Below are 23,974 nucleotides of genomic sequence, written 5' to 3' on the forward strand. Positions count from 1 at the left end.
CAAAATGTTAGATGAACTGAATCATCAATATCCCCATGCGGAAACCCTCACATTAATCTTAGATAACTACGGTATTCATAAAAGTCAGGAGGTAAAGGACTGGCTGGCACGACATCCCAAATTTACCCTGTTGTTTTCACCCGTCTATTCATCGTGACTAAATAAAATAGAACGATTATGACAATCGCTCCATGAGACAATAACGCGAAATTATTGTTGTCAATTTATGTGGTAGTTGCTTAATTATGTTGATGCCTTTTTGGCATCGTTTTCATCACAGCAAAAATTAGGAAGACAAAAAATGAGTGTAGCGCTATTATGAAATCTTATTTATAAAAAACAGACAGAACATAAATATAATAGTTCTGTCTGGAACAAAGCACATCTAATAGAAAGTATCTTTAGGCCCTCAATAGCATTGATTCGATCCTGCTAATGAAATGCTGTTCTATACACGTCATCTTTCAAGTTGCCTCTTTGTTGGCTGCACTCACTCACCCCAGTCACATAGTTATCTATGCTCCCGGGGATTCGCTCCCTTGCCGTCGCGATGCATCTTGAAATCTATAGGGTATAAATTTATATTTACTAACCTGCCAATTAAACTGCAACGAATTCTACATTCAAGCAACGGGTATTACCGATATAGAGACGGGGTTTATTAGTATCAGGATCAAATTCAAAATCAACAACAAACTCAGCCCTGGGTGAGAAATAGCTATTCCCATAAATATGTCGTAAAGCCTCTTTTTTTACAGGATGAATAACCCCATCAATATAAACATCATCACCAGACGATATAATATTAATTATCGCCTCTGTTTCGTGACTATAATAACGCCCGGACAATAGCTGAACATCGACACTAACTTCATTATCCATCTTTTTCAAATAAAAAACATTACCGTTTTCATCAATATGCTCCAGTGCGATAACTCTGTTATTTTCAGTGACGGGTCTGAACTGGATTTTACTTCCTTGTTCTTGGAATGTACCGTCAGAGTTAAAAATAATCGGGTTGCCTTTTGTAAACAAATTACCTAAAAGATAAACATCTTCTTTGGTAATAATATAAGGATAAGGCTCTATCCCTCGGAAAATACCGGTGATATCAATATCACTGGTTAAGCAATGTGGTTCTTCTGGATCAACATCGATATTAAGCAATATATCAAGATACTGATCCGTCCAGTTACCAACATTAACATCACTTGCAGCAGTCATCGCGATACCTAATTTAGCATCCGGTAAAATACAAATATTAGCTCTGAAGCCAGCATAGGTACCACTGTGTTGTATTATCGTTTGCCCCGCACGTTGGTCGATAATCAAACCGTAAGCGTAATTGTTACGATTACCATTGGTTAAATCCGGTGTACGGGATATTTGAGGCAGTAGCTCCTGAACAATAGATGGCGAATAAAACGCTTTAGCCCAACGACATAAATCATTCACGGTGGAGTGAACCGCTGCACTACCCATTACAGAATTGTTGATATCGCTTCTTATCCACTGTTGCGAATTCTCATTGTAAGTGTAACCCATCGCCCGATTAGAGATAATCTCGGTTATATCATCACAGATAATGGTATCTTTCATCTCTAATGGGGCGAAAACATTTTCTTTTGCGTATTCTTTTAATGACTTACCTGAAACTACGTTGACGATTTCCCCCAGTAAATAATAGCCCGTGTTGCTATAAATATTATATTCCCCAATGGGGGCGTTAAGTGTCTGTTGTCGTTGGATCAGTTTTTTCACTAAATCAGCATTGCAGTAGTCAAAACTTGAGTTTTTCCCTGCCAGACTATAAAGTAAAAATACATCCCGTAATCCGCTGGTGTGATGAATAAGATGCTCAATGGTAATATCAGAGAAATGCTCAGGTAAATAATCCAAATATTGTCTGACTTTATCCTTGACGTTGAGCTTTCCTTCTTTCTCCAGCAAAGCTATACAAAAAGCTGTGAATTGCTTTGAAGCACTCGCTAAATAGAACTTAGTATTAGGCTGTATAGCAACAGCATGTTCCATGCTAGCTTGCCCGATATGACGCTGATAAATTATCTTATCATCGTGGATAATAGCGACCGCGAGAGCTCCACCTTTTTTTTCATTTTGAATATTAACTAGATCATCTATTTTATTGATAAACAATTGAACATTATCTGTAGATATCATCGATTCCATCATTAATTTCCTTATATAAAGTTTAAAACAAGACATATATATGCAATCTGATAGCAATATATATGGGCAGTACTGTAAAACGGAAATAACCAACATCCAAGCAATAATGATTATCATTTAATATCAAAGAGAAACAGAAAGTGACTGCGATCACTCATCGGAATAAGTGAATTCGTGCTAGTACTGATTTCAACATTCATAAAAAAGCAATTACCGGACTAATTGTAAGCCCGGTAACCCAGATTTATTCAGTGGCAAGGGAGACTCTCTTTGTACGAAAGACTAATACAAGTCCTGATAAAATGGCTACCATTCCCAACAAACTTAGAGCAGGTAACGAATTTCCCAGAAACAAATAATCCATTACAGCGGTTACACCAGGGACGAGATAAAAAAGACTGGTTACATTCACCAAATTACCTGCTCGAATGAGTCGGTAAAGTAATAACTGAGCCACAACAGAGATAATTAACCCTAACCATAGCAATGAAATAATAAAGCCAGGCACCAGTTGAAACTCAAAAGGCTGGAAAGGAACAAACAATAAACAAAGTAGTAGGCTAACACTATATTGCAGGGGTAAAACCGCAGAGGGAGCTTGATGAATTCGTTTCTGTAAAATCGCACCAATACTCATACAAGCCAATGCTGCTAAGGCAAAAGTAATACCAGCAATAGAAAACCGAGACAGCACCAAGCTTTGATACACCACTAATACCAAGCCCAGTAATGCTAATAATAAACCCGCTAAACGTACAACCGAGAAACGACGTTCGATCACCAACAATGTGATAATCGGTTGAATTCCCATAACTGTAGCCAAAACGCCAGGCGTGATCCCATTATCCAAAGCAAAAAAGTAACAAATAGAATAACCGCCAATTAACAAAATACCGGTGCCCGCTATCTGTTTGCGAGTACCATGCTCAGGTAAATAATAGCCCTTATGCCTGAATAATAATCCCAGGAATATCAAAAAAATAAGCGCAATAGCAAAACGCATCGTGAGAATGGCAAACGCGGTACTATGATCGAGTCCCCACCGAGAAAAAATCGCACCACTGCTCCACAATAAAACAAAAATCAAAGTCGAGCTATAAGAGATCCATTGAGCTTTAGAAATCATAGAGAATCCACACCCTGTCTTACATTTAATGTACACAAGTCAACGCAGCTAGCCAAATCTGACACCGATTAAATATCAACCCTCTCCCAGAGGCAATCATATTACACGATTATGGATAAATATCTGTGAGCAGTTTTCAATCTCTATGATCACGTTACGTTAGGTCCACCAAATAAGATCACCATTTTGCTGTAATCCCATAAAACAGGTCACCAGTAAACGCCTTTCTGGTGCAGAGATAGTATTACTATTCAGTACCGCATGGACCAAGTTCCCATTCAGTAATACCAAATCTCCCGCCTCAATATTAATCACCATACTTGCATGATCTTCCAATAACTCCGACGGATATGGAAAACCACTGTAAGCTAAACCAAGGGCACTACGCGATTGATCATCAGGTTGAATATTCCATACTTTTAATTGTCCGCCATTTTGAGGAACGTCAGCGTAAAAATTTACCGCCATAACACGATTAATCTGTTGGATCTCAAAATCACTCTGGCTCGGATCACTTAACTGTGCAAGATCATCATGAGGTAATAAAAGGAATTCGCCAAAATTATTCCAATACACAATTTTTACATTACCCGCCGCAACACCATGATACATTGCAGGACGTATTACCCGTAGGGCATTACTACTAAAATGAATTACTTGATCAATGAAACGATCAATTGGATTGATCGTATCTTGAAACACCTCATTAATTGAAGAGCGGAAATGCTCCGCTTCTTCAATATATTGGCGGGTATCTTTTTCAATATGCGATGCTCCAATGAAATATCCCTCAACACCTTCAATACCTTCTCCGTAACGAGGAGTCCGTGCCGAGGAACGCCAAAAGTTCTCAATTATTTTCCTGCTTTGTTCTGACGGAAGAAAATTACGAACCCGACAAGCCGCAAGGCGACCATCCAAAAGGGCAGAAAGTGCGTGTATAGATACATTGTTTGATGTTTCATATATCATAAACTCCGATTCTGCCAGCGTTGCTCCTCTAATCTCGAATTTTTTTTGCATTATAGTCGATTCACCCATTATTTTTGGTTTATACCCGTCATCTTTCAAGTTGCCTCTTTGTTGGCTGCACTCACTCACCCCGGTCACATAGTTACCTATGCTCCCGGGGATTCACTCCCTTGCCGTCGCGATCCATCTTAAAATCCATAGGGTTTATAGATCTATGAAATAAAGATCTACGTCTATGTAAAAAACCCAATATTGCAGGTACCGGACTAATAACTCTCTTCTGTGCAGAAAGCTGAGTCGAATATTTCCTACGTAAATCAGGTAATAGCCTCCAATGCGTGTTTCCTGAGATATGATGTTCTTGGTGATAGCCATCATTAAACATCAAAAAATTATAGACACGACCATAGTAACTCACTGAATTTGCAAATTTATTTTCCGGCAATGCACCATAATGTTCATAATAATTTTGTATATTAACCAGAACAAAGGCAAAATATAGAGAAGGTAGATAGCAAAATAAGGTCCATTCCCAAGAGCAAGTGAATAAGATAATAACCCACATCGCTTGAAATAGTCTATCCAGTCTCAATTGCCACAACTCTTTCATTCTCCTAACTTTTACTCTTGAAAGAAGTTTTTCATATCCTTTATCAGCTTTACTAAGCGGTTTATGCCATATAAATATAGCCCATAACATACGAATTAAACTGTTATAAAGAGTAAATATTCCACCAATGGTAGAATAACTCCAAAGAGTATTATGTTCCCCTATTTCTTTTCCATTGATAAAGGTTGAAGAAGTATCCTGAGGTCCACTTTCGCCGACTCCCCGGTCGTTATTATATTTGTGGTGATTACGAACATGGGATAAATGATAAGACTGTATAGATTGCCCAGTATTCATTGAATTCAATATAGACACAAACATATTCATAGCATTAGAAACAAACCAGGGAGTATGGGTAAAAAAATGCGAGATCACTATTATGTTGTAAGTTATCATCAATGTAAGGAGAATAACATTAGTCAACCACCCCATAATAGTGAAACCATTCCAATACACAACTAGCGTAATAGTGGCTACCGTATGCAAGATACTTAATGCAAACATTACTGCATCCCAAAGGGAATATCTCCAGATAGCCATCATTATTCCTAGTCAAGATAAGACTGTAAAGTTCCGCGCCGTCTTACATCCACGGTTGCACAATGGAAGGAACCGCCGAAAGTATTAAAATTCCTGAAATTACATGGAATTGGCGTAAAGCCCCAACGTTTCATGGCAGCAATCATTGGCTCATCCTGCTTTTCAACAATCACTCGCTGCTCATCCAACATCAAAATATTCATGTTGATCCATTTACTGGTGGTATATAGTGGGTGATCATCAGGAATAACTGGGTCTGGCGCATGTAATACGTCCCAGTTCCTAAATAGCTCAGGAATTTTTAACACCTTTTTGGGGTTAATCAACAGCTTACCTGGCGCCATAGGAACAAAGGTGGCGTCAATGTGCATAGGGCTATCATCGTTAAATTCAAAAACATGAATACGATATTCATCACCTATATGACGACGCAGCCATTCAATACCAAATTCATTTGTGACATGGCTCTTTTGAGCAATGATGTCTCGCCCACATCGGATAAAATCCGCAGCATCAAAAGTCGGTTCAAACTCAGTTATAGCAAGAGGAACACGCTCATTGCTATTAGGCTGATGCCATTCGAAATTATATTGTTCCTCGATCAGCTGTGGTTTTGGCCCGGCACTCCATTTCGCACCTTTCTTAAAGTAATCTTTAAGTAAAGTCTTATATGCCGCCGTCTCAAAATAACGGGAACGCCATGCTAGCGGGCATTCAATAATATCATTTCCAATAACTAACAGCACATCGCGAGGCATTGCACAATAAAACCCTGTACTACTCCAGCCTGGCGCGCCAAATACCTGAGATTGGTCTTGCGGATCTGGACGACGCACTGTCACACCTTCACCTTCAAGAATATGGACAAATTCTTCTAATTCTTTAGATGCTGCATCAATTTGTTCTTGCGGAAATGCCCGACCTGCATACCGATAAAAATTAGTAATTTGATTCGGTGGCAATATCGGCTCTATCGCCATATGCCAGCCGGGAAATCTGGCGCCATCAACGACACCGACAATAACTTCCTCAAGTGGGTCCCATTCATTAAAAGAACAAACTGGGGAAGTATTCTTACTATTACAATCTGTTAAATTTGAATCAAGCATGTCGTCTCCTGATATTTTAATATTATGTCGCTTTAAAACTATAACAACTGTATTAATTGCGACCCTATTTCCATCAATATAAACCTCTTAGAAAAAATTCAATTTCAATATGTCATCATACATACTATTATGGATTTACATCTCTTCTCGTTTAAAAAATCAAACTAACTATGATTTTTTCAAATCTAATAAATCCAACAGCAAATCATAATATTGGCTATTTAAAACAGTAAAAAACTGTTAAAAAATTTATTTTTCCGTTATAAAACGTTCAACCAAGGTAATAATATTAAAAAACAACTTTATAATTTCACTGTAATTTTATAACTCTAAAATAAGAATATAAATTTGTCTGCGAGCAATAATATATGGACATTTAAATTTGTAAAGGAATTAAATTTAAGGCTTGTAAAATAGAGTTAATGTGACTGTTTTTTATATCATTATTAACCTATAAATATTAACACAGATAAATAAATAAAAATTTGTTTATAATAACATTGTCTTTTTAATTCTATAACAATGTATTCCAATATAAACACAGGCAGAACAGTAATATTACCATTCTGCCTGTAGTTAAGTGTATTTAACAAAAAATACATTTAGGATTTGAATAAAGCCAACGTCATTACACAAAGAAATATTACATTTGATTTCAATTGGTAACAATACGGCATTTGATAACTGATTATATCATTTAAGTCAAACCCAGTTATTCTAAGAAATATTTTAATTCACGCACTCATTTAGAAATTTAACAAATAATTCTTAAATTTCAACACCTACTATATATTTTATCTTAGTAAGTTTACTTTTTGCGACCTTCACTTTTACATCTAATTTTTCATGAAGAACACGTAGGAGAGAAAGATAGAGCAGTACAATCTTCTCTTTATCTTTATCATCAACTAGTAATAGATGAAAATCATCAACTACGCCTAAAATATTCAGACTAACAATAACTGAGCTGGGTGATAGAATATCAATATTGACTTTCTCTACTTTACCCACTTTAAGCTCATCATCGACAATCAGCTCTTCATTTAACAAAATATCTTTCTTAATTATCATAACATAAACTCCAAATTTTAATCTAACCAATTGATAAATAACTTATATCACTCAAGAATATGTACAATAAGCTATTCATCTTGCCCATATGAAATTGTAACCATTTTCACTAGAAAACAAGGTGTTTATCAGGAATTTATCCAGCATTTAGATAACATATACAGCATTTTTGATGCCATATTGACGCTTTATCTAATACATATAACTATAGATGCCATTAATGTATTGTCAATAAAATAAAAAAATAAATTTAATTAATTTAAAATCAATATTTTATTAGCCAATGAAAAATAGAAAAGATATTACATCCTGTAATGAACAGGATATTTTCAGTAATTTTTTCAATCTAATATAATGACAGCTATAAATGATAATGGGAAATAAACAGCTATTTCCCTCTATGTGAAGAAAGGTAAAAGCGAGAACATTATCGCAAAATCGATCAACAATTCATAACATTCTAATACTATATTTTATGGAAATAACAAGCGGTATATTAATCAAGTGATGATTTATAGTAAATATTATAATTACATTCCATTCATCTATTATAATAACAAGAATATAAAATAAATTTCAAACAATTATACTATCATTAAATTTATTATAAATCATTAATCATAAACTTGTTATTTATATATATTTTTTACTGCCAAATGAGATATCTAATTAACAACAGTTAATATGTATAAATAATACTAAAAAAACGTGGTGTCAATTTTGACTATACCACGTTTTATTACTAAATTTAATATCACTTTACAATATAGAAAAACCACCGACAAATTAATACTACTTTAGATAACAGACTTTCCTCCATAATCCCAGGATAACCAACTCTTTATATCTTCAACAATAGGAGTAATCTGCAAAACACCTTCACTATTCCTGAATCCATGATTTAAACCTGGATATTGATAAAAGGTAATATTATCTTTCTTTAATTGTTCTTTCATTTTTATCGCTGAACTAGAGCTGACTGAATTATCATTTAGCGTTTGAATAATCAAGATAGGACTCTTAGTCTGATTTAACACTTTATATTGATCAATACCAAGAGAAACCCTCCACCAATTAGCACCGTGATTACTCATTTCTATATGATTCATATTATTCCCGGTAGCTATTTCTTGCTGAAAGTCCCTAAACCCTTTAATTGCCTCATTGAGATATTCTGGTGACGCCTCACTCCTTATACTATGAATAACATCATCAGCGAAATGCCGACCTCCACCATTCAGTGACACAGTTCTATCAATATAATTGACTTGTGACGTAATTAAATTGGCAACCACTGCCCCTTCACTTCCACCCAAGACAATGATCTTCTTATATTTATTCTGATGTTTTAGATAACCAATGATCTGAATATAATCCTTAACTCGCTGCTCTGGCGTATCCAAACTCATATAAGCCTTAGGACAATCTGCACGTTCAACAGCATCAGACCAAAGGAGTGATGCATTAATGCCATATTTTTCCACAGTCAGGACATCACTATCGGGATAAACATCACTGAACGTGTCATTCACAAACTTATTATTGACGATACTATTACAATCAGAACCCTGTATCAGCACCAATAGACTCTTACCTCCTCTTTGATTAAGATAGTAAGTTATTTCACTACCATCATGACGGAAAAATTGTTTATGAGCATTTGTATTTGAGTAAGCGAAACCTATATAACATGAAAAAAGCAGGGCAGATGTCAGAATTTTCTGTCGTAAATTAAAATGATATGCTTTCATTAACCTCTCCTTTAACTGACATATACAAAGACCACAAATTTGCGATATTGTTCCCGTCAGAAAAATTTTTAAAATTTGAAAGCAAGGTTCAGATTTTTTATCCAGATTGCTAACTATAATTACTAAAATACCCATACATTTGGAGAGAAGAAATGAAAACCACTTTATCCACCAAAATCGCATTACCCGATAATTATCATATCCACGATTTTTTCGCTTTTCATCAAAGGGATAAACAAAATATCGCTGAAATTGTGGAACAGAATAAAGTTCGGAAAGGAATGATGTGGGATGACAAACCTGCGGAATTAACCATAGCTATTAATGCAAAAACCGCACATATACAACTTAAAGTTGATAGTGACACCACAGGCCCTGATGAGCGCTTATCTGCTTTAGCATCGCATATGCTAGGGCTTCTACAGCCTGTTCATCTATTTGAATGTTTATATAAAGAACACCCAATTATCGGTTCACTTATTGCCAGACAATCAGGTTTAAGGATTTATCAATCGGCCACACCGTTTGAAGCATTAAGTTGGGCGGTTATCGGCCAACAGATCAGTGTCAGTGCTGCTATCTCTATTCGCAGGAGATTTATTCAGGCAATGGGAGTTCAGCATTCCTCCGGGCTATGGTGCTTTCCAACCGCCAGACAAATACTCAACCATTCAGAAGATGAATTACGCCAATGCGGATTTTCTGTCAGTAAAGCCAAAACATTACTCCACTTAAGCCAATTAATTGAATCTGGTGAATTGGCATTAGCAATCTCTGATGATGAGCAAGATATTCAGCAGCTAACAGATAATTTACTCGCTATAAAAGGCATTGGTATGTGGACAATTAACTATTCCCTGTTACGGGGATTCAACTACTTAAATGGCTCATTACATGGCGATGTCGCCGTAAGACGTAATATGCAAAGACTGTTTAATCAAAATGAAAAAGTTTCCAGAGAACAGGCAGAAAAATGGTTGGCAGATTTCACCCCCTGGAAAGCCCTATTAGCCGCACATTTATGGCGACAAGAATCAAGTGCAGGGTATTGATGTTACTGTTAATTTTTGTTTCTTTTGCTGGTATGGTGTATTGTTGCTATCAAATGATTAACCATGAAAACAATTTTTTTCATGAATATAAATCCCATGATAAGACTTTCAAGGTTTCTGATAAATCAAATTGTTATGATATATTCTCATTTCCTCTTCTTTAGATGATTCATTAAAATGAATGAATTTCTAATACCCTCAAATATACACGGACAGTCCTATCGATAAAAAAGGAGGTGTTCCCTCCTTAATCAGTGCACACTTAGCAAACAAGTTTTAGTTTAGGATAGACAATACTCCGAAACTCTGCCGGAATTTTTTCTTTAATATCTGATAATATTTTGTTGTCTGCCCCGATAACCTCTAAAAGCTCATTAATAATAGATTCTAGCTTCTCCGTCCTATCCCATTGGACTTTATAAGCTCCCGAATTTATCTTTTGCTCTATTCTCTGTAACTGTTTATTTTCTTTATATATATATTTCATTCTAATAATATTCACCTCGTTATCTACATTTTCTTTATAGGTGATAATCATATGAATATCATTAGATTTCTTAATGGTTTCAATGCTATCGTATTCACTCTCAAAAATAGCAGTTATGAGCTCATCAGGCTGAACACCTTTCACTAAGCAAAAGGCTACCATTCTTTCTATAATCTCGTTTACTTTTAATGAGTCGATCATCGTATCATCCTCTTAACTTCTTCAAGTATTCCCGCTAATGCCTCTATTGATTTTAGCAATGTTTTATTATCCCGATCCTTAACCGCCCCATATATCCTGGATAATTTGCTATTAATGAAACGAACAACAATACCATCATTAATATCTGTTGTCTTTAGATTAGGAATATAGCGATTAAAAATATGGTAAAGCTCAGAGCCTTTTTCATCAATACCATTTTCAATCAAAAGATTAGCAACCTCATCCTGTATTCGCGTACTCAAGATTTGTCGCATCATTTTTCTTGCTTGCCATTATTATCAATTTCAAAAGCTGTTATTTCATCATCAAGTATTGCACGCAATATTCTACCAATCACTTGTGCAAATGCATTAATACTTCTATACCCGTCATCTTTCAAGCTGCCTCTTTGTTGGCTGCACTCGCTCACCCCAGTCACATAGTTCTCTATGCTCCCGGGGATTCACTCCCTTGCCGCCGCGATGCAACTTGAAATCCATAGGGTATATATGGCCTAAATATAGCTAGAATACTTAAGTATTTATGATCATAACCTTCCATCAGCATGTTAACTGAAATTACGACATCACATTGATGATTTTCAATGTTTCTAAAAGATCTACGTAATTCATCTAAGGACATTTCACTATGAACAATAATAGAATTTAATCCCTTTTCTTTATACCAATGATATAAATCTTCTGCGTGAGAAATACTACAACCTACAGCTAATATTTTATGGGGAACTTTACTAGATAATTTCTTTAACTCATTTAATTTTAATATACTATATTCAATAACATCTTTTGAGCACTCCTCCGACAGAGCGATACTTTTCTCTATCCACTCTTTATCTTTAAATGCCAATACCTCTTCCTTTAATAATTTGACCTCCTCATTTCCTTTTATAGAAAAATACAACTCATGTGCATTAACTGTCTCTTTTCTTAACCACTTCACATAATTATTTTTCATAACCTCTGAAAGAGGAGTTTCATGTATTTTTTCCCCAGAAATCTCTTGATTATCACCTCGATATGGTGTTCCTGTAACATGAAGTATCTTAGCCTCTAGGAAATATCCCAAAACTTCACGCCAACTTTGGGCAGGAGCATGGTGAGCCTCATCAATAATAATAAAATCAAAAAAGTCCTGTGGAACTCTACTTATTAGACTTGTCCCACGCTTACTTGATACTCGATGTATATTAGAGTAAACAATATGACTAGCAAATAAATGCTCATCACTGATATCTTGAAGGTATTCATTCACCACAGGAATATCTTTACTATTAAATATAACATCACAATTCACCCAGAAATTGTCCTCTAACACCTCTTGAGTTTTTCGTATACTATCTTTAGTAACAAGCCCAGGAGTTATGATGAGAACTCTTTTATTTGAAACTCCATATGGCGCAATAGAAACTAAACCACTTTTCCCTGTACCTGTCGGTAGTACTACTAATGCTTCTTTATTATCTGGCTGATTAAAATACTCTCTAATTTTGATGTATGCCTCAATCTGAGGCGCTCTTAATTTCTTATTTCCCTCAATATTAACTGCTGTATCAAAAAATAAGACATACATATTCCTTTTACTCTACCAATTATATAATCACCATTAAACCCATATTCATGTAAAATAGTCTATGTAGTATGGACAAAATCTTGACTAATAGCACGAAATTTATAACTTGGTCGCTCAATAAATTATTTTTCACTTTTTCCTAATCGTTTCATTTACGCTATCCATTTCAATGAAAACACAATAATATTTCACAGTATATAATCCTATGAATAATTTAATTATCTAATAAGATGAAACTGTAATCATAAGGATATTACATCTTTATATTTCCCCTCTCTAAAACCAAAAAGACCTCTGAGAGGTTGTAATGCAGTATATTACGATAACTTGTCGATTACCCTCTTGTCGAACTTGTAAGAAAGACTTACAAGTTGAATTTTGTACAAGTTCACCCTCATCATAGATAACCTTAACATGCTGTGTGATCGCCTGAGGTGTCACCTGATAAAGATTGGCTATCTCCGCTTGTGATAACCACAGCGTATCGGATTCAAAACGGCGTTCGACATGTGCCTGACCATCGTCACTTCGGAACAAAATAAATTTGCCCTGTGGTGCTTCAGGAAGATTATCACTCATCAATTGCCTCCGCTCTATTGACCGTTATCTCAAGTAGGTGAAAAACTAATGGAATTATGGGATCAAAAATTGCCAATGGCAATTCAACCTTCCGGCCAGGAAAGTAGATTAATTGCAGGTGTTATAAGGGATTTTTAGAGCTTAGTGGAGTTCAGGAGAGCTCAATTGGCGGAAGATCACAGGAGTCGAACCTGCCAGAGACCGCTGGCGGCCCCATCTGGATTTGAAGTCCAGCCGCCCCACCGGGGACGATGATCTTCCATATAAATACAAAGGATTATGAAAAGGAGCTAATCATAGCGCATATTATCTGGCTTCTGAATCCGTTTGCTGAAATCATTCTCAATTTCCTAAAAAGCATTAAATTTTGTTGTTCATAAACTCAACATTCGCGTTGAGTTTGTCGAATTTTACCTACATCTTATTAGCCGATACCCATTACGATACAAGGTTGCTCCGCTCAGCAATGTATCCAACACATAAAAAGGACGCTTTATATGACTAATCCGTTACTCGTTCCATCAGGTTTACCAAAATTTTCTTCTATTAAACCAGAACATGTTGTTCCCGCTGTAAAAGAAGTGATTGCCGATTATCGCCAAATCGTCGAAAAAATATTGGCCGAGAATACCGTTTTTACCTGGGATAATCTGTGTCAACCATTGGCCGAAGCTGGTGATAAACAGTCCCGTGCATGGTCACCCGTCAATCATCTGAATTCGGTTAAAAACAGCCCAGAATTACGCGCCGTCTATGAAGAAAGTTTGCCATTACTATCCGAATTCAGTACCTGGTTAGGTCAGCACAAGGGACTATATCAAGCCTATAAGTCATTACGTGAAAGTGCGGAGTTTGAGAAGCTCTCTGTACCTCAACGCAAAGTTGTTGAAAACGCACTGCGTGATTTTAAACTATCAGGTATTGCTCTGCCTGAGGAGAAGCAGAAGCGCTATGGCGAGATCAGTGCTCGTTTGTCAGATTTAAGTTCGCAATTCAACAATAATGTGCTTGATGCCACTATGGGCTGGACCAAATTAATTACTGACGTGAAAGATCTGGCTGGTCTGCCTGAAAGCGCGCTTGCCGCCGCTAAAGCACAAGCAGAAGCCAAAGGACAAAAAGGCTGGCTACTGACTTTAGAAGCACCAAGTTATCAGCCGGTTATCACCTATGCAGATAACCGTGAACTGCGTCGAGAAATTTACCACGCCTACAATACCCGCGCATCCGATCAGGGGCCAAATGCAGGTAAATGGGATAACAGCGAAGTGATCGCCGAAATTCTCGCGCTACGTCACGAACAAGCTCTGTTGCTTGGTTTGAAAAATTATGCAGAACAATCCCTTGCAACCAAGATGGCAAAAACCCCGAAGGAAGTATTGGATTTTCTGAATGATTTGACAAAACGCGCTCATCCACAGGGCGAAGAAGAAGTAGATGAATTAAAAGGTTTTGCTAAATGGCATCATTGCGCCCACAAGCTGGAAGCTTGGGATATGACTTATTATGGCGAAAAACAAAAACAGTATGAGTTCTCTATCAATGATGAGCAGTTACGTCCTTATTTCCCGGAACAAAAGGCTGTCGAAGGGTTATTCGAAGTTGTTCGCCGTATCTATGGCATTACGGCTAAAGAGCGCCATGATGTAGAAACCTGGCATCAGGATGTCCGTTTCTTTGATCTGTACGATGATACCAATGAGCTACGTGGTAGCTTCTATATGGATCTGTACGCACGCGAGAATAAACGTGGCGGCGCCTGGATGGATGAGTGTATCAGCAGCATGCGCCGTTCCAACGGCGAACTGCAAAAGCCTGTCGCTTATCTGAACTGCAACTTCAACAAACCTGTTGGCAATAAACCAGCGCTATTCACTCACAATGAAGTCAATACGCTGTTCCACGAGTTTGGTCACTGTCTACACCTAATGCTGACTAAGATTGAAACTGCCGGTGTCTCCGGTACCAATGGTGTACCGTGGGATGCGGTTGAAATGCCAAGCCAATTCATGGAAAACTGGTGCTGGGAGCCAGAAGCACTGGCATTCATCTCTGGTCACTATGAGACTAAAGAACCTCTGCCGCAATCCATGTTGGATAATCTGTTAGCAGCCAAAAACTATCAGGCTGCCATGAGGATCTTACGTCAACTTGAGTTTGGTCAGTTCGATTTCCGTCTGCATGTTAACTACGATCCAAAGAAAGGCGCTCAAACCATGAAGACCTTAAAAGAAGTGAAGAAATTGGTCTCTGTAGTGCCTTCACCTGAATGGGGCCGTTTCCCACATTCATTCACCCACATCTTCTCCGGTGGTTATGCCGCTGGCTACTACAGTTATCTGTGGGCTGATGTGTTGGCAGCCGATGCTTACTCTCGCTTCGAGGAAGAAGGCATTTTTAACCGCGAAACCGGGCAATCTTTCCTTGATAACATTTTGTCCCGTGGCGGTTCCGAAGAGCCAATGGAGCTGTTCAAACGTTTCCGTGGCCGTGAACCAAAACTGGATGCAATGCTGCGCAAGGCCGGTATTAAAGGGTAATTTAAGGTGGGAATCTGTTTAATCTGTGAACAAGGCGCTGATAACAGCGCCTTATCTCAACTGGCAGAGCGCTGGGGCTTGATGCATGACGAAAGCGCGATTATGGCGTTGGTCCTTACCCCTCAGCGTCTTGAACTTCGTAAACGGGATGAGCCAAAGCTAGGCGGCATCTATGTCGATTTTGTATCAGGTACAATGGCACATCGCCGTCGCTTTGGCGGAGGACGCGGCGAAGCAGTCGCTAAGGCCATAGGAATCAAAAAAGATTATCTACCAACCGTCGTAGATGCTACCGCCGGCCTGGGGCGCGATGCCTTTGTGCTAGCATCACTGGGTTGCCATGTAAGAATGCTGGAACGCCATCCGGTGGTTGCGGCATTGCTGGATGATGGGCTGCAACGGGGTTATCAGGATGAAGAAATTGGCGGCTGGTTGCAAGAGCGCATGACGCTGCTCCATGCCTCTAGCATCACAGCGCTGGCCGATATTACGCCACAGCCCGATGTCGTTTATCTTGATCCTATGTATCCACATAAGCAGAAAAGCGCACTGGTGAAAAAAGAGATGCGAGTGTTCCAATCTCTGGTTGGCGCTGATGAAGATGCTGATAGTTTGCTAGCCCCTGCACGCGCTTTGGCAAAACGCCGCGTCGTGGTAAAGCGGCCAGATTATGCAGAACCCTTAGCTGGAGTCGCTGCATCAGCAGATATCACCACGAAAAATCACCGTTTTGATATTTATCCTCGTTGAAAAAAATCAGCCGTTATTGCGGCTGATATCTTTTAGTTTAAAGAATGTAGTTTAAAGAATGCCTTGAGCAAGCATAGCGTCAGCAACTTTCACAAATCCGGCAATGTTCGCACCCTGAACATAATTGGTCTGTTTGCCCTCGCCACCATACTCAACACAAGCGTGGTGAATATCCAGCATGATGTGGTGCAAACGTGCATCCACTTTTTCAGCCTTCCAGCCTAAACGGGCCGCATTTTGCGCCATTTCCAGACCAGATGTCGCCACGCCGCCAGCATTGGCCGCTTTACCGGGTGCAAATAGCACGCCTGCTTCAATAAAGGCTTCCGTCGCTGAAATAGTCGCTGGCATATTCGCCCCTTCAGCAACCGCTTTGACGCCATTCTTGATAAGGACCTTAGCCGCATCCAAGTCCAGTTCATTCTGAGTGGCGCATGGCAAAGCGATATCAACCGGCACAGACCAAGGTTGTAACCCTTTCAAGAAAGTCAGCCCCCGCTCTCTGGCGTATTCTTCCACACGGCCATAGCGTTGGTTTTTTATCTCTTCAAGATGAGCCAGCTTCTCCGGTGTGAACCCATCCTCATCAACTAAGGTACCGCCGGAATCAGAAGCGGTTACCACTTTCGCTCCCAATGCCATGCATTTTTCAATCGTATATTGTGCGACATTACCTGCACCGGAAACCGATACGCGCATACCATCAAAGCCCATGCCATGACGTTTCAACATGGCATTGACGAAATAGACCAGACCATAACCGGTTGCTTCCGGGCGAATCAAGCTACCGCCAAAAGAGAGACCTTTGCCAGTAAATACACAAGCCGTGTTGTTAGAAAGCTTTTTCATCATCCCTGACATAAAAGCCACCTCACGGCCACCCACACCAATGTCACCTGCGGGAACATCAGTATCCGGCCCCAAATGGCGGTACAATTCTGTCATTAATGCCTGACAAAAACGCATGACTTCGCCCTGACTTTTTCCTTTAGGATCAAAATCTGAACCACCTTTACCACCACCCATTGGTAAAGTTGTCAGTGCATTTTTCAAGGTTTGTTCAAAGCCCAAGAATTTCAGAATAGAGAGGTTCACCGATGGATGAAAACGCATGCCGCCTTTGTATGGACCAATGGCGGAGTTGAATTGCACTCGCCATGCCCGGTTTACCTGCACTTTACCCTGATCATCTACCCAGCAAACCCGAAACTGGATAACCCTTTCTGGCTCCACCATACGTTCCAGTAGGCTATGTTCACGGTATTTCGGGTTTTGTTCAAGAAACGGCCAAAGAGAGGTGAATACTTCCCGAACAGCCTGGAGATATTCTGGTTGATATTCATCCCTGCGTTGAATCGATCCAAGAAATGAAGACAAAGATAGTAAACAGCTCATTTAGTTATTCCTTATTTCTACTTCGGTTGTGATGGATTCTCAGTCATTTTCTAATCATTATTTTTGTTGAAAATGTGAGATAAGTTGTGTTTGCCCTTTGAATATATCATTGTTCTATATTCATCTTTCAAGAAATTTTTTCGCAGAAAGGTAAAAAAAATTTCTTGATTGCACCGAGCATAAGCCAAACACCCCCCCATTTCACCAAAAAAACGCCTGCATAAGCAGGCGATTTTATCGAATAACTTTTCAATCTATTGTCATTCATCATCACGCAGAGGAACAATCAGCATATCAACATGAACCGTGTTAATTAACTGACGAGCAGAAGACATCAATTTGCTCCAGAAATCCTGATGATGACCACAAACAACCATATCTATGTCATATTTCTTGATTGCATCAACCAGTACTTGCCCCAGATCACCGCTACCACTCAGGGTCTCCTGAATGTCATAGTCTGAATCTGCTGAGAGCGCTTTCAGCGCACTGCGGGTCTCGTCAGTAATACGTTGTTGCATATCACCGAGATTAACATCAATCAAACCGGTGTAGAGATCGGAATAGTTAACATCAACATGGATCAGGGAAACTTTGGCATTGTCCGGTTTAGCCATAGAAACAGCTTTTCTCACCAAAACCTGACTCTCCGGGGATAAATCAACCGCAACAAGAATATGTTTGTAAGCCATAAGCGAACTCCTTCCATAATGCCGAGTTAGTGAGTTGGCAGGGCAAATTGCCACTATCCTGTGTTTATTACTAATTAGAATGTTCTTCAAGTCCTGTTTCGATCAAAGCTCATCGGTTTAGCGACTGGACAAAGAACATCCACCAAACAACATATACCACAATTGCTCTTCCTGCCACTTGATGGATAGCAAAATCCTACTCTGAATTTATGGCCTTTCTTAATACCCAATATATTTACGCGAACAACTAATCAGTCTCTCTGGGATTACATGGTTAAATAGAACTGGCTAGATGAATGTTTATGACGTTTTTCTGTTAGTTCTGTCCCAACTTACGCAGAATAGGTTTTTTGTACTATCTGGCTATCTTTCCTACAATAAATATAAAGGTGTCACCACCTGCGATTTTGATTTTTTCTTTTTTGTGACAGCTCTGGCTAACCATTCTAAGGAGGGGATTATGTTCAGTACAATCGCACTGTTTTGGGCGCTGTGTCTTGTCTGCATTATCAATATGATGCGCTACTTCTCTTCACTACGAGCATTGCTGTCCATTCTTCGTCAATCTGACCCCTTGCTTTATCAATCAGTAGACGGTAACGGCTTTTTCACTACTCATGGGCAACTTAATAAGCAAATACGACTAGTGAACTATATCAATTCACAACGTTACCTTGATCATCATGATCCAGAAGTTGTTCTTCGTTGTGAAAGGTTGAGAAGACAATTTATTTTGACCAGCGCACTGAGTGGACTAGTTGTTATTTGCCTGATTTCTATGTTGATTTGGTATTAAATAAAAAGGCGGTATAGTTAACCCATACCGCCCTCAAATTATCCATTAAAACAATTAAATCAGTTTCAAAGCGAACCAGTAAAGCGTACCGGACAACCCGATTGAAACCGGCAGCGTCAGTATCCAAGCCAGCAGGATATTCTGGATGGTTTTACCCTGAACCCCACCGCCATCGACCAACATCGTTCCAGCCACCGCAGAAGAAAGCACCTGCGTAGTAGAAACCGGCATGCCAGTATAACTCGCAACACCAATTGAAACAGCAGCAGTCATCTGAGCTGAAACACCTTGCGCGTAGGTCATGCCTTTTTTACCAATCTTCTCACCAATAGTGACTGCAACACGTTTCCAGCCAACCATTGTTCCCAAAGACAGAGCCAGTGCTACCGCAATGATAATCCAGACAGGCGCATACTCAACGGTGTGTAATAAGTCTTTGCGCAATTTATTCAGGAAACGGGCGTCTTCAGCTCGAGTTTCCGGCAGTTTAGCCAGAGACTCCGCCGTATCAGCAATACACATCAACATACGGCGCATATTACTACGCTGTTCAGCATTCAGCTCACTATAGCTCTGAATGCCCTTCAATAGGTTTTCTGTCTGATCAAGAACAGCGACAGCTCGCGTAATATCACAATGGAATCGCCCTTCCGGTTCATCTTCCGCAACAGCGACCAATGGCGTCAGTTCAATCACATGGGATAACTCTGAGCCATGCTGCCGGTAATATTTTTGCAAGTGGGTAATAGCGTCGTAGGTACGGGCGATGTCATAACCATTGGCATTCATGTTTACGACAAATCCTGCTGGCGCTACACCAATTAGCACCAGCATAATCAAACCGATACCTTTCTGACCATCATTCGCCCCATGAGAGAAGCTTACGCCTACCGCGGACAAAATCAGCGCTGTACGCGTCCAGAAAGGGGGCTTACGCTTACCATCCTTCTTTTCACGTTCAGCGGGAGTCAGATGAATACGTTTACGTTTCTTGGTGCTACTCCAGTAACGACGCAGCAGAAACACGACTGCCCCTGCGATGATCAATCCGATTAAAGGAGAGAGGATCAACGACAGGAAAATCTGTATCATCTTCGGCACATTCAACGCATCAACCACAGAAGAACCGGTTACGATGGCATTGGTCAAACCGATACCAATAATGGAACCAATCAGGGTATGGGAACTGGATGCAGGTAAACCGAAATACCAGGTACCAAGGTTCCAAACAATCGCAGCCAGCAACATGGAAAACACCATAGCAAGGCCATGAGCGGAACTGACATTGAGAAGAAGATCGGTTGGAAGCAAATGCACAATCGCGTAAGCGACACTTAATCCACCAAGAAGAACACCAAAGAAGTTAAATACCCCAGCCATAACGACGGCAAACTGTGCTCGCATAGCACGGGTATAAATAACTGTTGCTACCGCATTCGCGGTATCATGAAAGCCATTAATGGCTTCATAAAATAGCACAAACAGTAGTGCCAGTACTAACATTAGGCTGGTGTGAAAATCCAGGCCAGTAAAAAGATGTAGCATAAACGTTAAGCCAGTTAGTTGGACATGAACGCGGCGCATTATCAGTGACAAATGCTAGCGGGGGAAGTGAAATATGAACTTTTTTTGATTTCATGACAACCAGATAACAATAAGAAATAGGAATACTCTTTATATATCATAAAATTACATATCTTCTAAAAAATTGACAATTTTAAGTTATAAGGGACTTTTCCCCCACAAATTTATCAAAAATGCAACATATTAGGGGTAATTCCCCACTAAATTATTTAGTCATAAAGAGAAAAACAGTGGAAAGATTTGATGTAGTAATTATTGGCGCCGGTGCGGCAGGTTTATTCTGCGCAGCTCAGGCCGGACAGCTCGGTTTACGGATACTCGTTCTGGACAATGGCAAAAAAGCTGGGCGTAAAATTTTGATGTCCGGTGGTGGACGTTGCAACTTCACTAATATGTACACAGAACCATCCGCTTATCTTTCCGCTAACTCCCACTTTTGCAAGTCTGCTCTGGCCCGTTATACACAATGGGATTTTATTGAACTGGTTCAACGTCATGGCATTGCTTACCATGAAAAAACACTAGGGCAGCTTTTCTGTGATGATTCCGCCCAACAGATAGTTGATATGTTACTGAAAGAGTGTGAAACCGGTCAGGTTACTATTCGTCTGCGCAGCGAAGTTAGCCAGGTAGGAAAAAATGAGCAGGGTTTCGTTATCATCGTTAACGGAAAAGAAGTAAGTACACGCTCACTTGTCATTGCTTCCGGTGGATTATCTATGCCGGGCCTTGGAGCAACTCCTTTTGGTTATCGAATCGCAGAACAGTTCGGTTTGAAAGTCTTGCCAACCCGCGCCGCTCTTGTGCCTTTTACTCTGCATAAACCACTACTGGAGCAACTTCATATGCTCTCTGGCGTGTCTGTTCCCACCATTGTTACCGCCGAAAACGGTACTCTGTTCAAAGAAAATATTCTGTTTACCCACCGAGGACTTTCTGGTCCAGCAATCTTACAAATTTCCAGTTACTGGCAACCGGGAGAGTTTGTAAGCATTAACTTACTTCCAGATAGTGATCTGGAAACCTTTATTGAGCAAGAACGGAGCTCCCACCCAAACCAAAGCGTAAAAAATACTTTGGCAAAATTATTACCGAAGCGGCTGACAGAGTGCCTGCAAACGCTCGATCAGCTCCCAGATATTGCTCTTAAGCAATTGAACCCAAATCAACAAAAACAGTTGGCCGCTAACCTCCAATCATGGCGGGTACAACCTAACGGTACGGAAGGCTATCGCACCGCCGAAGTGACGATGGGCGGCGTTGATACTCACCAGCTTTCCTCCAAAACGATGGAAGCTAATCAGATAAAAGGACTTTACTTTATTGGTGAGGTGGTAGACGTCACCGGTTGGCTTGGTGGCTATAACTTTCAATGGGCATGGAGTTCCGCCTGGGCATGTGCTCAGGCGTTGTAACTGTTGTGGAGAGACAATAAAGTTTGCCCGTAAGAGCAATTTTCCTTATGTTCTTACTGGCAACCATATATGTGATCTGAACAATCCAGTCGGGTTTAATTGTCCAGTCATGCCTGTTTTTTTGCCAGTCTGTAATCGCATTTAATGTTGATAAGCTACCACCCATAATGGTATTGGCTTGTTATCGGCATACAGTGGGTCTTGAGGGTATGGCCATTTAGTGGATGAAAAAACAGAACGATCGAATACAACATCAAAATTGCAATTCATACATCCACCATTAATTATTTTTTTTGATTAAAAAAATATAATAAATCAATAGAGTTATCAAGCTAATTAGGGATAATAATGAAAACAGTAGGGTAGCATTAAATAAATCAAGCATGATCCCTCCGTAAATAGGCGCTAAAGCTGATCCGATACTGGACATATTAGAAGCACCAAAAAAAGCTCCTCTTAAATGGTGAGGAGTGAGCCTATCAACTTCAACATTAAACGTAGGTATGGCAATTATTTCCCCAAAACTCAGAATGACAGTTGCGACACAGAGATAATAAACTGTATTAATAGGTGAGAACGCAAAAATGATTTGAGCTATGGCAATTAACACGATACCAATTAATATTTTTATTCTTGGTGTAAAATTTCTTAATAAAATTAAAGTTGGGATTTGCAAAGTGATAATTGTCAATGAATTGACAATAACTAATAAAGCAATAAAATTGGTAACATTGTTTATATTTGATCTAGATAAATATTGAACAAGCGTAGAATCAAAGTTAGCATAAACAAACATAACAAGAACATTACAAGAACATTACATAATAGAAGTATCACGAATGTTCGGTGAGAAATAATTATGCTCAATGTTTTTGTAAAGCTAATGTCATTGCTGACTTTTTTTATTTCCTCTTCCTTTTTTGAAGATAATAAAAAGGCACGCAACATAATACCATAAACAAAATAAACAATGGCTGTAATTAGAAAAGTTTCTCTCTGTGCCGATAGACCAGAAGCTAATCCAACATAAGGGCCAATTGCAGCACCAACATTGATCAAATAATATCGATAGTATTGGATTGACTCTCTCTCTTTAGGAGAGTCAATATAATCGCCAATTAAGGCTTTACTACACGCTTCTAACAGAGCACGACCAATACTAATTCCGGATATAGCGATTAAATATAAGATAGGTGAAGATGAGAAGGACATCATGATGAACGAAATAATGCTTATCATCACCCCGACAAGCATTATTGTTCTGCGGCAAAAAATATCAGACAAATATCCGGTATAAATGCCTGTCACCGAGCGTGACTGCTCCCCGCCGTAAAAACGGCGAGGCTTCCCACTTCTCAGGCCGCCACCGTCTTTATGACGGATTTACGCTGGCCTCCGTGGGCAGAGACGACGAGTCCCGCCGCCTGTAATTCTGTTATGCCCTTGCGCTCGATGTTGAGCGCTGCGTTGATATCACGATCATGTTCGACACCACAGCAAGGACATGGCCAGCTCCGCTTATGC

General features: G+C 39.4%; 22 protein-coding genes, 1 tRNA gene and 2 pseudogenes. 6 read left to right on the forward strand and 19 right to left on the reverse strand.

Features of this window, described 5'->3' with window-relative positions; translation table 11 throughout:
• Nucleotides 1–322 (forward strand): annotated as a pseudogene (locus Phpb_RS07140) (transposase); the annotation flags it as partial.
• A gap of 278 nt (nt 323–600) precedes the next feature.
• On the opposite strand, the gene Phpb_RS07145 reads toward Phpb_RS07140, so the two are convergent.
• The 7 genes from Phpb_RS07145 to Phpb_RS07175 form a co-directional block, all read right to left on the reverse strand.
• A complete protein-coding gene (locus tag Phpb_RS07145; protein WP_065389761.1) occupies nt 601–2,193 on the reverse strand; it encodes a serine hydrolase domain-containing protein in 1,593 nt (530 codons plus the stop codon).
• A 241-nt stretch (nt 2,194–2,434) separates the two neighbouring features.
• Nucleotides 2,435–3,316 carry a DMT family transporter gene (locus Phpb_RS07150; protein ID WP_036778977.1) on the reverse strand — a complete coding sequence of 294 codons (882 nt, stop codon included), beginning with the start codon at nt 3,314–3,316 and terminating at the stop codon, nt 2,435–2,437.
• A gap of 159 nt (nt 3,317–3,475) precedes the next feature.
• The gene (locus Phpb_RS07155) at nt 3,476–4,339 is read right to left on the reverse strand and encodes a 2OG-Fe(II)-dependent halogenase WelO5 family protein (protein ID WP_065389776.1); all 864 of its coding nucleotides are present in this window, start codon (nt 4,337–4,339) and stop codon (nt 3,476–3,478) included.
• 91 nt (nt 4,340–4,430) lie between these two features.
• Entirely contained in the window at nt 4,431–5,438 is a 1,008-nt protein-coding gene (locus Phpb_RS07160) for a fatty acid desaturase family protein (RefSeq protein WP_065389762.1), read from the reverse strand.
• 8 nt (nt 5,439–5,446) lie between these two features.
• Nucleotides 5,447–6,547 carry an amidinotransferase gene (locus Phpb_RS07165; protein WP_065389763.1) on the reverse strand — a complete coding sequence of 367 codons (1,101 nt, stop codon included), beginning with the start codon at nt 6,545–6,547 and terminating at the stop codon, nt 5,447–5,449.
• A gap of 768 nt (nt 6,548–7,315) precedes the next feature.
• Nucleotides 7,316–7,618, reverse strand: a complete 303-nt coding sequence (locus Phpb_RS07170) for a Cro/Cl family transcriptional regulator (RefSeq protein WP_065389764.1) — start codon at nt 7,616–7,618, stop codon at nt 7,316–7,318.
• 797 nt (nt 7,619–8,415) lie between these two features.
• Nucleotides 8,416–9,369 (reverse strand): alpha/beta hydrolase family protein, encoded by a 954-nt coding sequence (locus Phpb_RS07175; RefSeq protein WP_065389765.1) that lies wholly within the window; start codon nt 9,367–9,369, stop codon nt 8,416–8,418.
• A 152-nt stretch (nt 9,370–9,521) separates the two neighbouring features.
• On the opposite strand from Phpb_RS07175, the gene Phpb_RS07180 reads away from it, so the two are divergent.
• Complete coding sequence (locus Phpb_RS07180; protein ID WP_065389766.1) at nt 9,522–10,421, forward strand: DNA-3-methyladenine glycosylase family protein; 900 nt, start codon at nt 9,522–9,524, stop codon at nt 10,419–10,421.
• Nucleotides 10,422–10,683: 262 nt separating this feature from the next.
• Here Phpb_RS07180 and Phpb_RS26280 read toward each other — a convergent pair whose 3' ends face one another.
• The 6 genes and pseudogenes from Phpb_RS26280 to Phpb_RS25965 all read right to left on the reverse strand — a co-directional run bounded on the left by Phpb_RS26280 (nt 10,684) and on the right by Phpb_RS25965 (nt 13,539).
• Complete coding sequence (locus Phpb_RS26280) at nt 10,684–11,109, reverse strand: hypothetical protein (protein WP_065389767.1); 426 nt, start codon at nt 11,107–11,109, stop codon at nt 10,684–10,686.
• The gene (locus Phpb_RS07190) at nt 11,106–11,387 is read right to left on the reverse strand and encodes a hypothetical protein (protein ID WP_131817500.1); all 282 of its coding nucleotides are present in this window, start codon (nt 11,385–11,387) and stop codon (nt 11,106–11,108) included. Before Phpb_RS07190 ends, Phpb_RS26280 begins: the two co-directional genes overlap by 4 nt.
• Nucleotides 11,384–11,548, reverse strand: coding sequence for a hypothetical protein (locus Phpb_RS25960; RefSeq protein ID WP_165603275.1), 165 nt, complete (start codon nt 11,546–11,548; stop codon nt 11,384–11,386). The genes Phpb_RS07190 and Phpb_RS25960 overlap by 4 nt, the downstream gene beginning before the upstream one ends.
• 8 nt (nt 11,549–11,556) lie before the next feature.
• Nucleotides 11,557–12,699: a DEAD/DEAH box helicase gene (locus Phpb_RS07195; RefSeq protein ID WP_240492436.1), complete on the reverse strand. Its 1,143-nt coding sequence runs from the start codon at nt 12,697–12,699 to the stop codon at nt 11,557–11,559.
• A gap of 280 nt (nt 12,700–12,979) precedes the next feature.
• Nucleotides 12,980–13,278, reverse strand: a pseudogene (locus Phpb_RS07200) (virulence RhuM family protein); the annotation flags it as partial.
• Nucleotides 13,279–13,444: 166 nt separating this feature from the next.
• Nucleotides 13,445–13,539, reverse strand: a tRNA-Sec gene (locus tag Phpb_RS25965).
• Between the two features lie 236 nt (nt 13,540–13,775).
• Here Phpb_RS25965 and prlC point away from each other — a divergent pair.
• Together prlC and rsmJ are read left to right on the forward strand one after the other, a co-directional pair.
• Nucleotides 13,776–15,818: an oligopeptidase A gene (gene prlC, locus Phpb_RS07205; RefSeq protein ID WP_065389770.1), complete on the forward strand. Its 2,043-nt coding sequence runs from the start codon at nt 13,776–13,778 to the stop codon at nt 15,816–15,818.
• 6 nt (nt 15,819–15,824) lie between these two features.
• The gene (rsmJ, locus tag Phpb_RS07210; RefSeq protein WP_065389771.1) at nt 15,825–16,568 is read left to right on the forward strand and encodes a 16S rRNA (guanine(1516)-N(2))-methyltransferase RsmJ; all 744 of its coding nucleotides are present in this window, start codon (nt 15,825–15,827) and stop codon (nt 16,566–16,568) included.
• Nucleotides 16,569–16,619: 51 nt separating this feature from the next.
• On the opposite strand, the gene gdhA is transcribed toward rsmJ, so the two are convergent.
• On the reverse strand, nt 16,620–17,963 hold the full coding sequence (gene gdhA, locus Phpb_RS07215; protein ID WP_065389772.1) for an NADP-specific glutamate dehydrogenase: 1,344 nt from the start codon (nt 17,961–17,963) through the stop codon (nt 16,620–16,622).
• Between the two features lie 260 nt (nt 17,964–18,223).
• On the reverse strand, nt 18,224–18,655 hold the full coding sequence (uspA, locus tag Phpb_RS07220; RefSeq protein ID WP_036779007.1) for a universal stress protein UspA: 432 nt from the start codon (nt 18,653–18,655) through the stop codon (nt 18,224–18,226).
• Nucleotides 18,656–19,115: 460 nt separating this feature from the next.
• Between uspA and uspB the strand changes: the two genes are divergently transcribed.
• On the forward strand, nt 19,116–19,451 hold the full coding sequence (gene uspB / locus Phpb_RS07225) for a universal stress protein UspB (protein WP_036812627.1): 336 nt from the start codon (nt 19,116–19,118) through the stop codon (nt 19,449–19,451).
• Between the two features lie 54 nt (nt 19,452–19,505).
• Here uspB and pitA read toward each other — a convergent pair whose 3' ends face one another.
• Nucleotides 19,506–20,996, reverse strand: a complete 1,491-nt coding sequence (gene pitA, locus Phpb_RS07230; protein WP_065389773.1) for an inorganic phosphate transporter PitA — start codon at nt 20,994–20,996, stop codon at nt 19,506–19,508.
• A gap of 269 nt (nt 20,997–21,265) precedes the next feature.
• Here pitA and Phpb_RS07235 point away from each other — a divergent pair, with 269 nt between their 5' ends.
• Nucleotides 21,266–22,450 carry a BaiN/RdsA family NAD(P)/FAD-dependent oxidoreductase gene (locus Phpb_RS07235; protein WP_065389774.1) on the forward strand — a complete coding sequence of 395 codons (1,185 nt, stop codon included), beginning with the start codon at nt 21,266–21,268 and terminating at the stop codon, nt 22,448–22,450.
• Between the two features lie 280 nt (nt 22,451–22,730).
• Here Phpb_RS07235 and Phpb_RS07240 read toward each other — a convergent pair whose 3' ends face one another.
• The 3 genes from Phpb_RS07240 to Phpb_RS23610 all read right to left on the reverse strand — a co-directional run.
• A complete protein-coding gene (locus Phpb_RS07240; protein WP_065389775.1) occupies nt 22,731–23,246 on the reverse strand; it encodes an MFS transporter in 516 nt (171 codons plus the stop codon).
• Nucleotides 23,186–23,758, reverse strand: a complete 573-nt coding sequence (locus tag Phpb_RS23605; RefSeq protein ID WP_075489415.1) for an MFS transporter — start codon at nt 23,756–23,758, stop codon at nt 23,186–23,188. The genes Phpb_RS07240 and Phpb_RS23605 overlap by 61 nt, the downstream gene beginning before the upstream one ends.
• A 47-nt stretch (nt 23,759–23,805) precedes the next feature.
• On the reverse strand, nt 23,806–23,974 hold a 169-nt coding region (locus Phpb_RS23610), incomplete at its 5' end, for a zinc ribbon domain-containing protein (protein ID WP_131817501.1).

The organism is Photorhabdus namnaonensis (assembly GCF_001684335.1).
GTDB classification, from domain to species: Bacteria; Pseudomonadota; Gammaproteobacteria; order Enterobacterales; family Enterobacteriaceae; genus Photorhabdus; species Photorhabdus namnaonensis.

Coding starts and splice junctions, on each gene's coding strand:
- Phpb_RS07145 (WP_065389761.1), bottom strand. CDS start 2,193: ATGATGGAATCGATGATATCTACAGATAATGTTCAATTGTTTATCAAT.
- Phpb_RS07150 (WP_036778977.1), bottom strand. CDS start 3,316: ATGATTTCTAAAGCTCAATGGATCTCTTATAGCTCGACTTTGATTTTT.
- Phpb_RS07155 (WP_065389776.1), bottom strand. CDS start 4,339: ATGCAAAAAAAATTCGAGATTAGAGGAGCAACGCTGGCAGAATCGGAG.
- Phpb_RS07160 (WP_065389762.1), bottom strand. CDS start 5,438: ATGGCTATCTGGAGATATTCCCTTTGGGATGCAGTAATGTTTGCATTA.
- Phpb_RS07165 (WP_065389763.1), bottom strand. CDS start 6,547: ATGCTTGATTCAAATTTAACAGATTGTAATAGTAAGAATACTTCCCCA.
- Phpb_RS07170 (WP_065389764.1), bottom strand. CDS start 7,618: ATGATAATTAAGAAAGATATTTTGTTAAATGAAGAGCTGATTGTCGAT.
- Phpb_RS07175 (WP_065389765.1), bottom strand. CDS start 9,369: ATGAAAGCATATCATTTTAATTTACGACAGAAAATTCTGACATCTGCC.
- Phpb_RS07180 (WP_065389766.1), top strand. CDS start 9,522: ATGAAAACCACTTTATCCACCAAAATCGCATTACCCGATAATTATCAT.
- Phpb_RS26280 (WP_065389767.1), bottom strand. CDS start 11,109: ATGATCGACTCATTAAAAGTAAACGAGATTATAGAAAGAATGGTAGCC.
- Phpb_RS07190 (WP_131817500.1), bottom strand. CDS start 11,387: ATGATGCGACAAATCTTGAGTACGCGAATACAGGATGAGGTTGCTAAT.
- Phpb_RS07195 (WP_240492436.1), bottom strand. CDS start 12,699: ATGTATGTCTTATTTTTTGATACAGCAGTTAATATTGAGGGAAATAAG.
- prlC (WP_065389770.1), top strand. CDS start 13,776: ATGACTAATCCGTTACTCGTTCCATCAGGTTTACCAAAATTTTCTTCT.
- gdhA (WP_065389772.1), bottom strand. CDS start 17,963: ATGAGCTGTTTACTATCTTTGTCTTCATTTCTTGGATCGATTCAACGC.
- uspA (WP_036779007.1), bottom strand. CDS start 18,655: ATGGCTTACAAACATATTCTTGTTGCGGTTGATTTATCCCCGGAGAGT.
- uspB (WP_036812627.1), top strand. CDS start 19,116: ATGTTCAGTACAATCGCACTGTTTTGGGCGCTGTGTCTTGTCTGCATT.
- pitA (WP_065389773.1), bottom strand. CDS start 20,996: ATGCTACATCTTTTTACTGGCCTGGATTTTCACACCAGCCTAATGTTA.
- Phpb_RS07240 (WP_065389775.1), bottom strand. CDS start 23,246: ATGTTTGTTTATGCTAACTTTGATTCTACGCTTGTTCAATATTTATCT.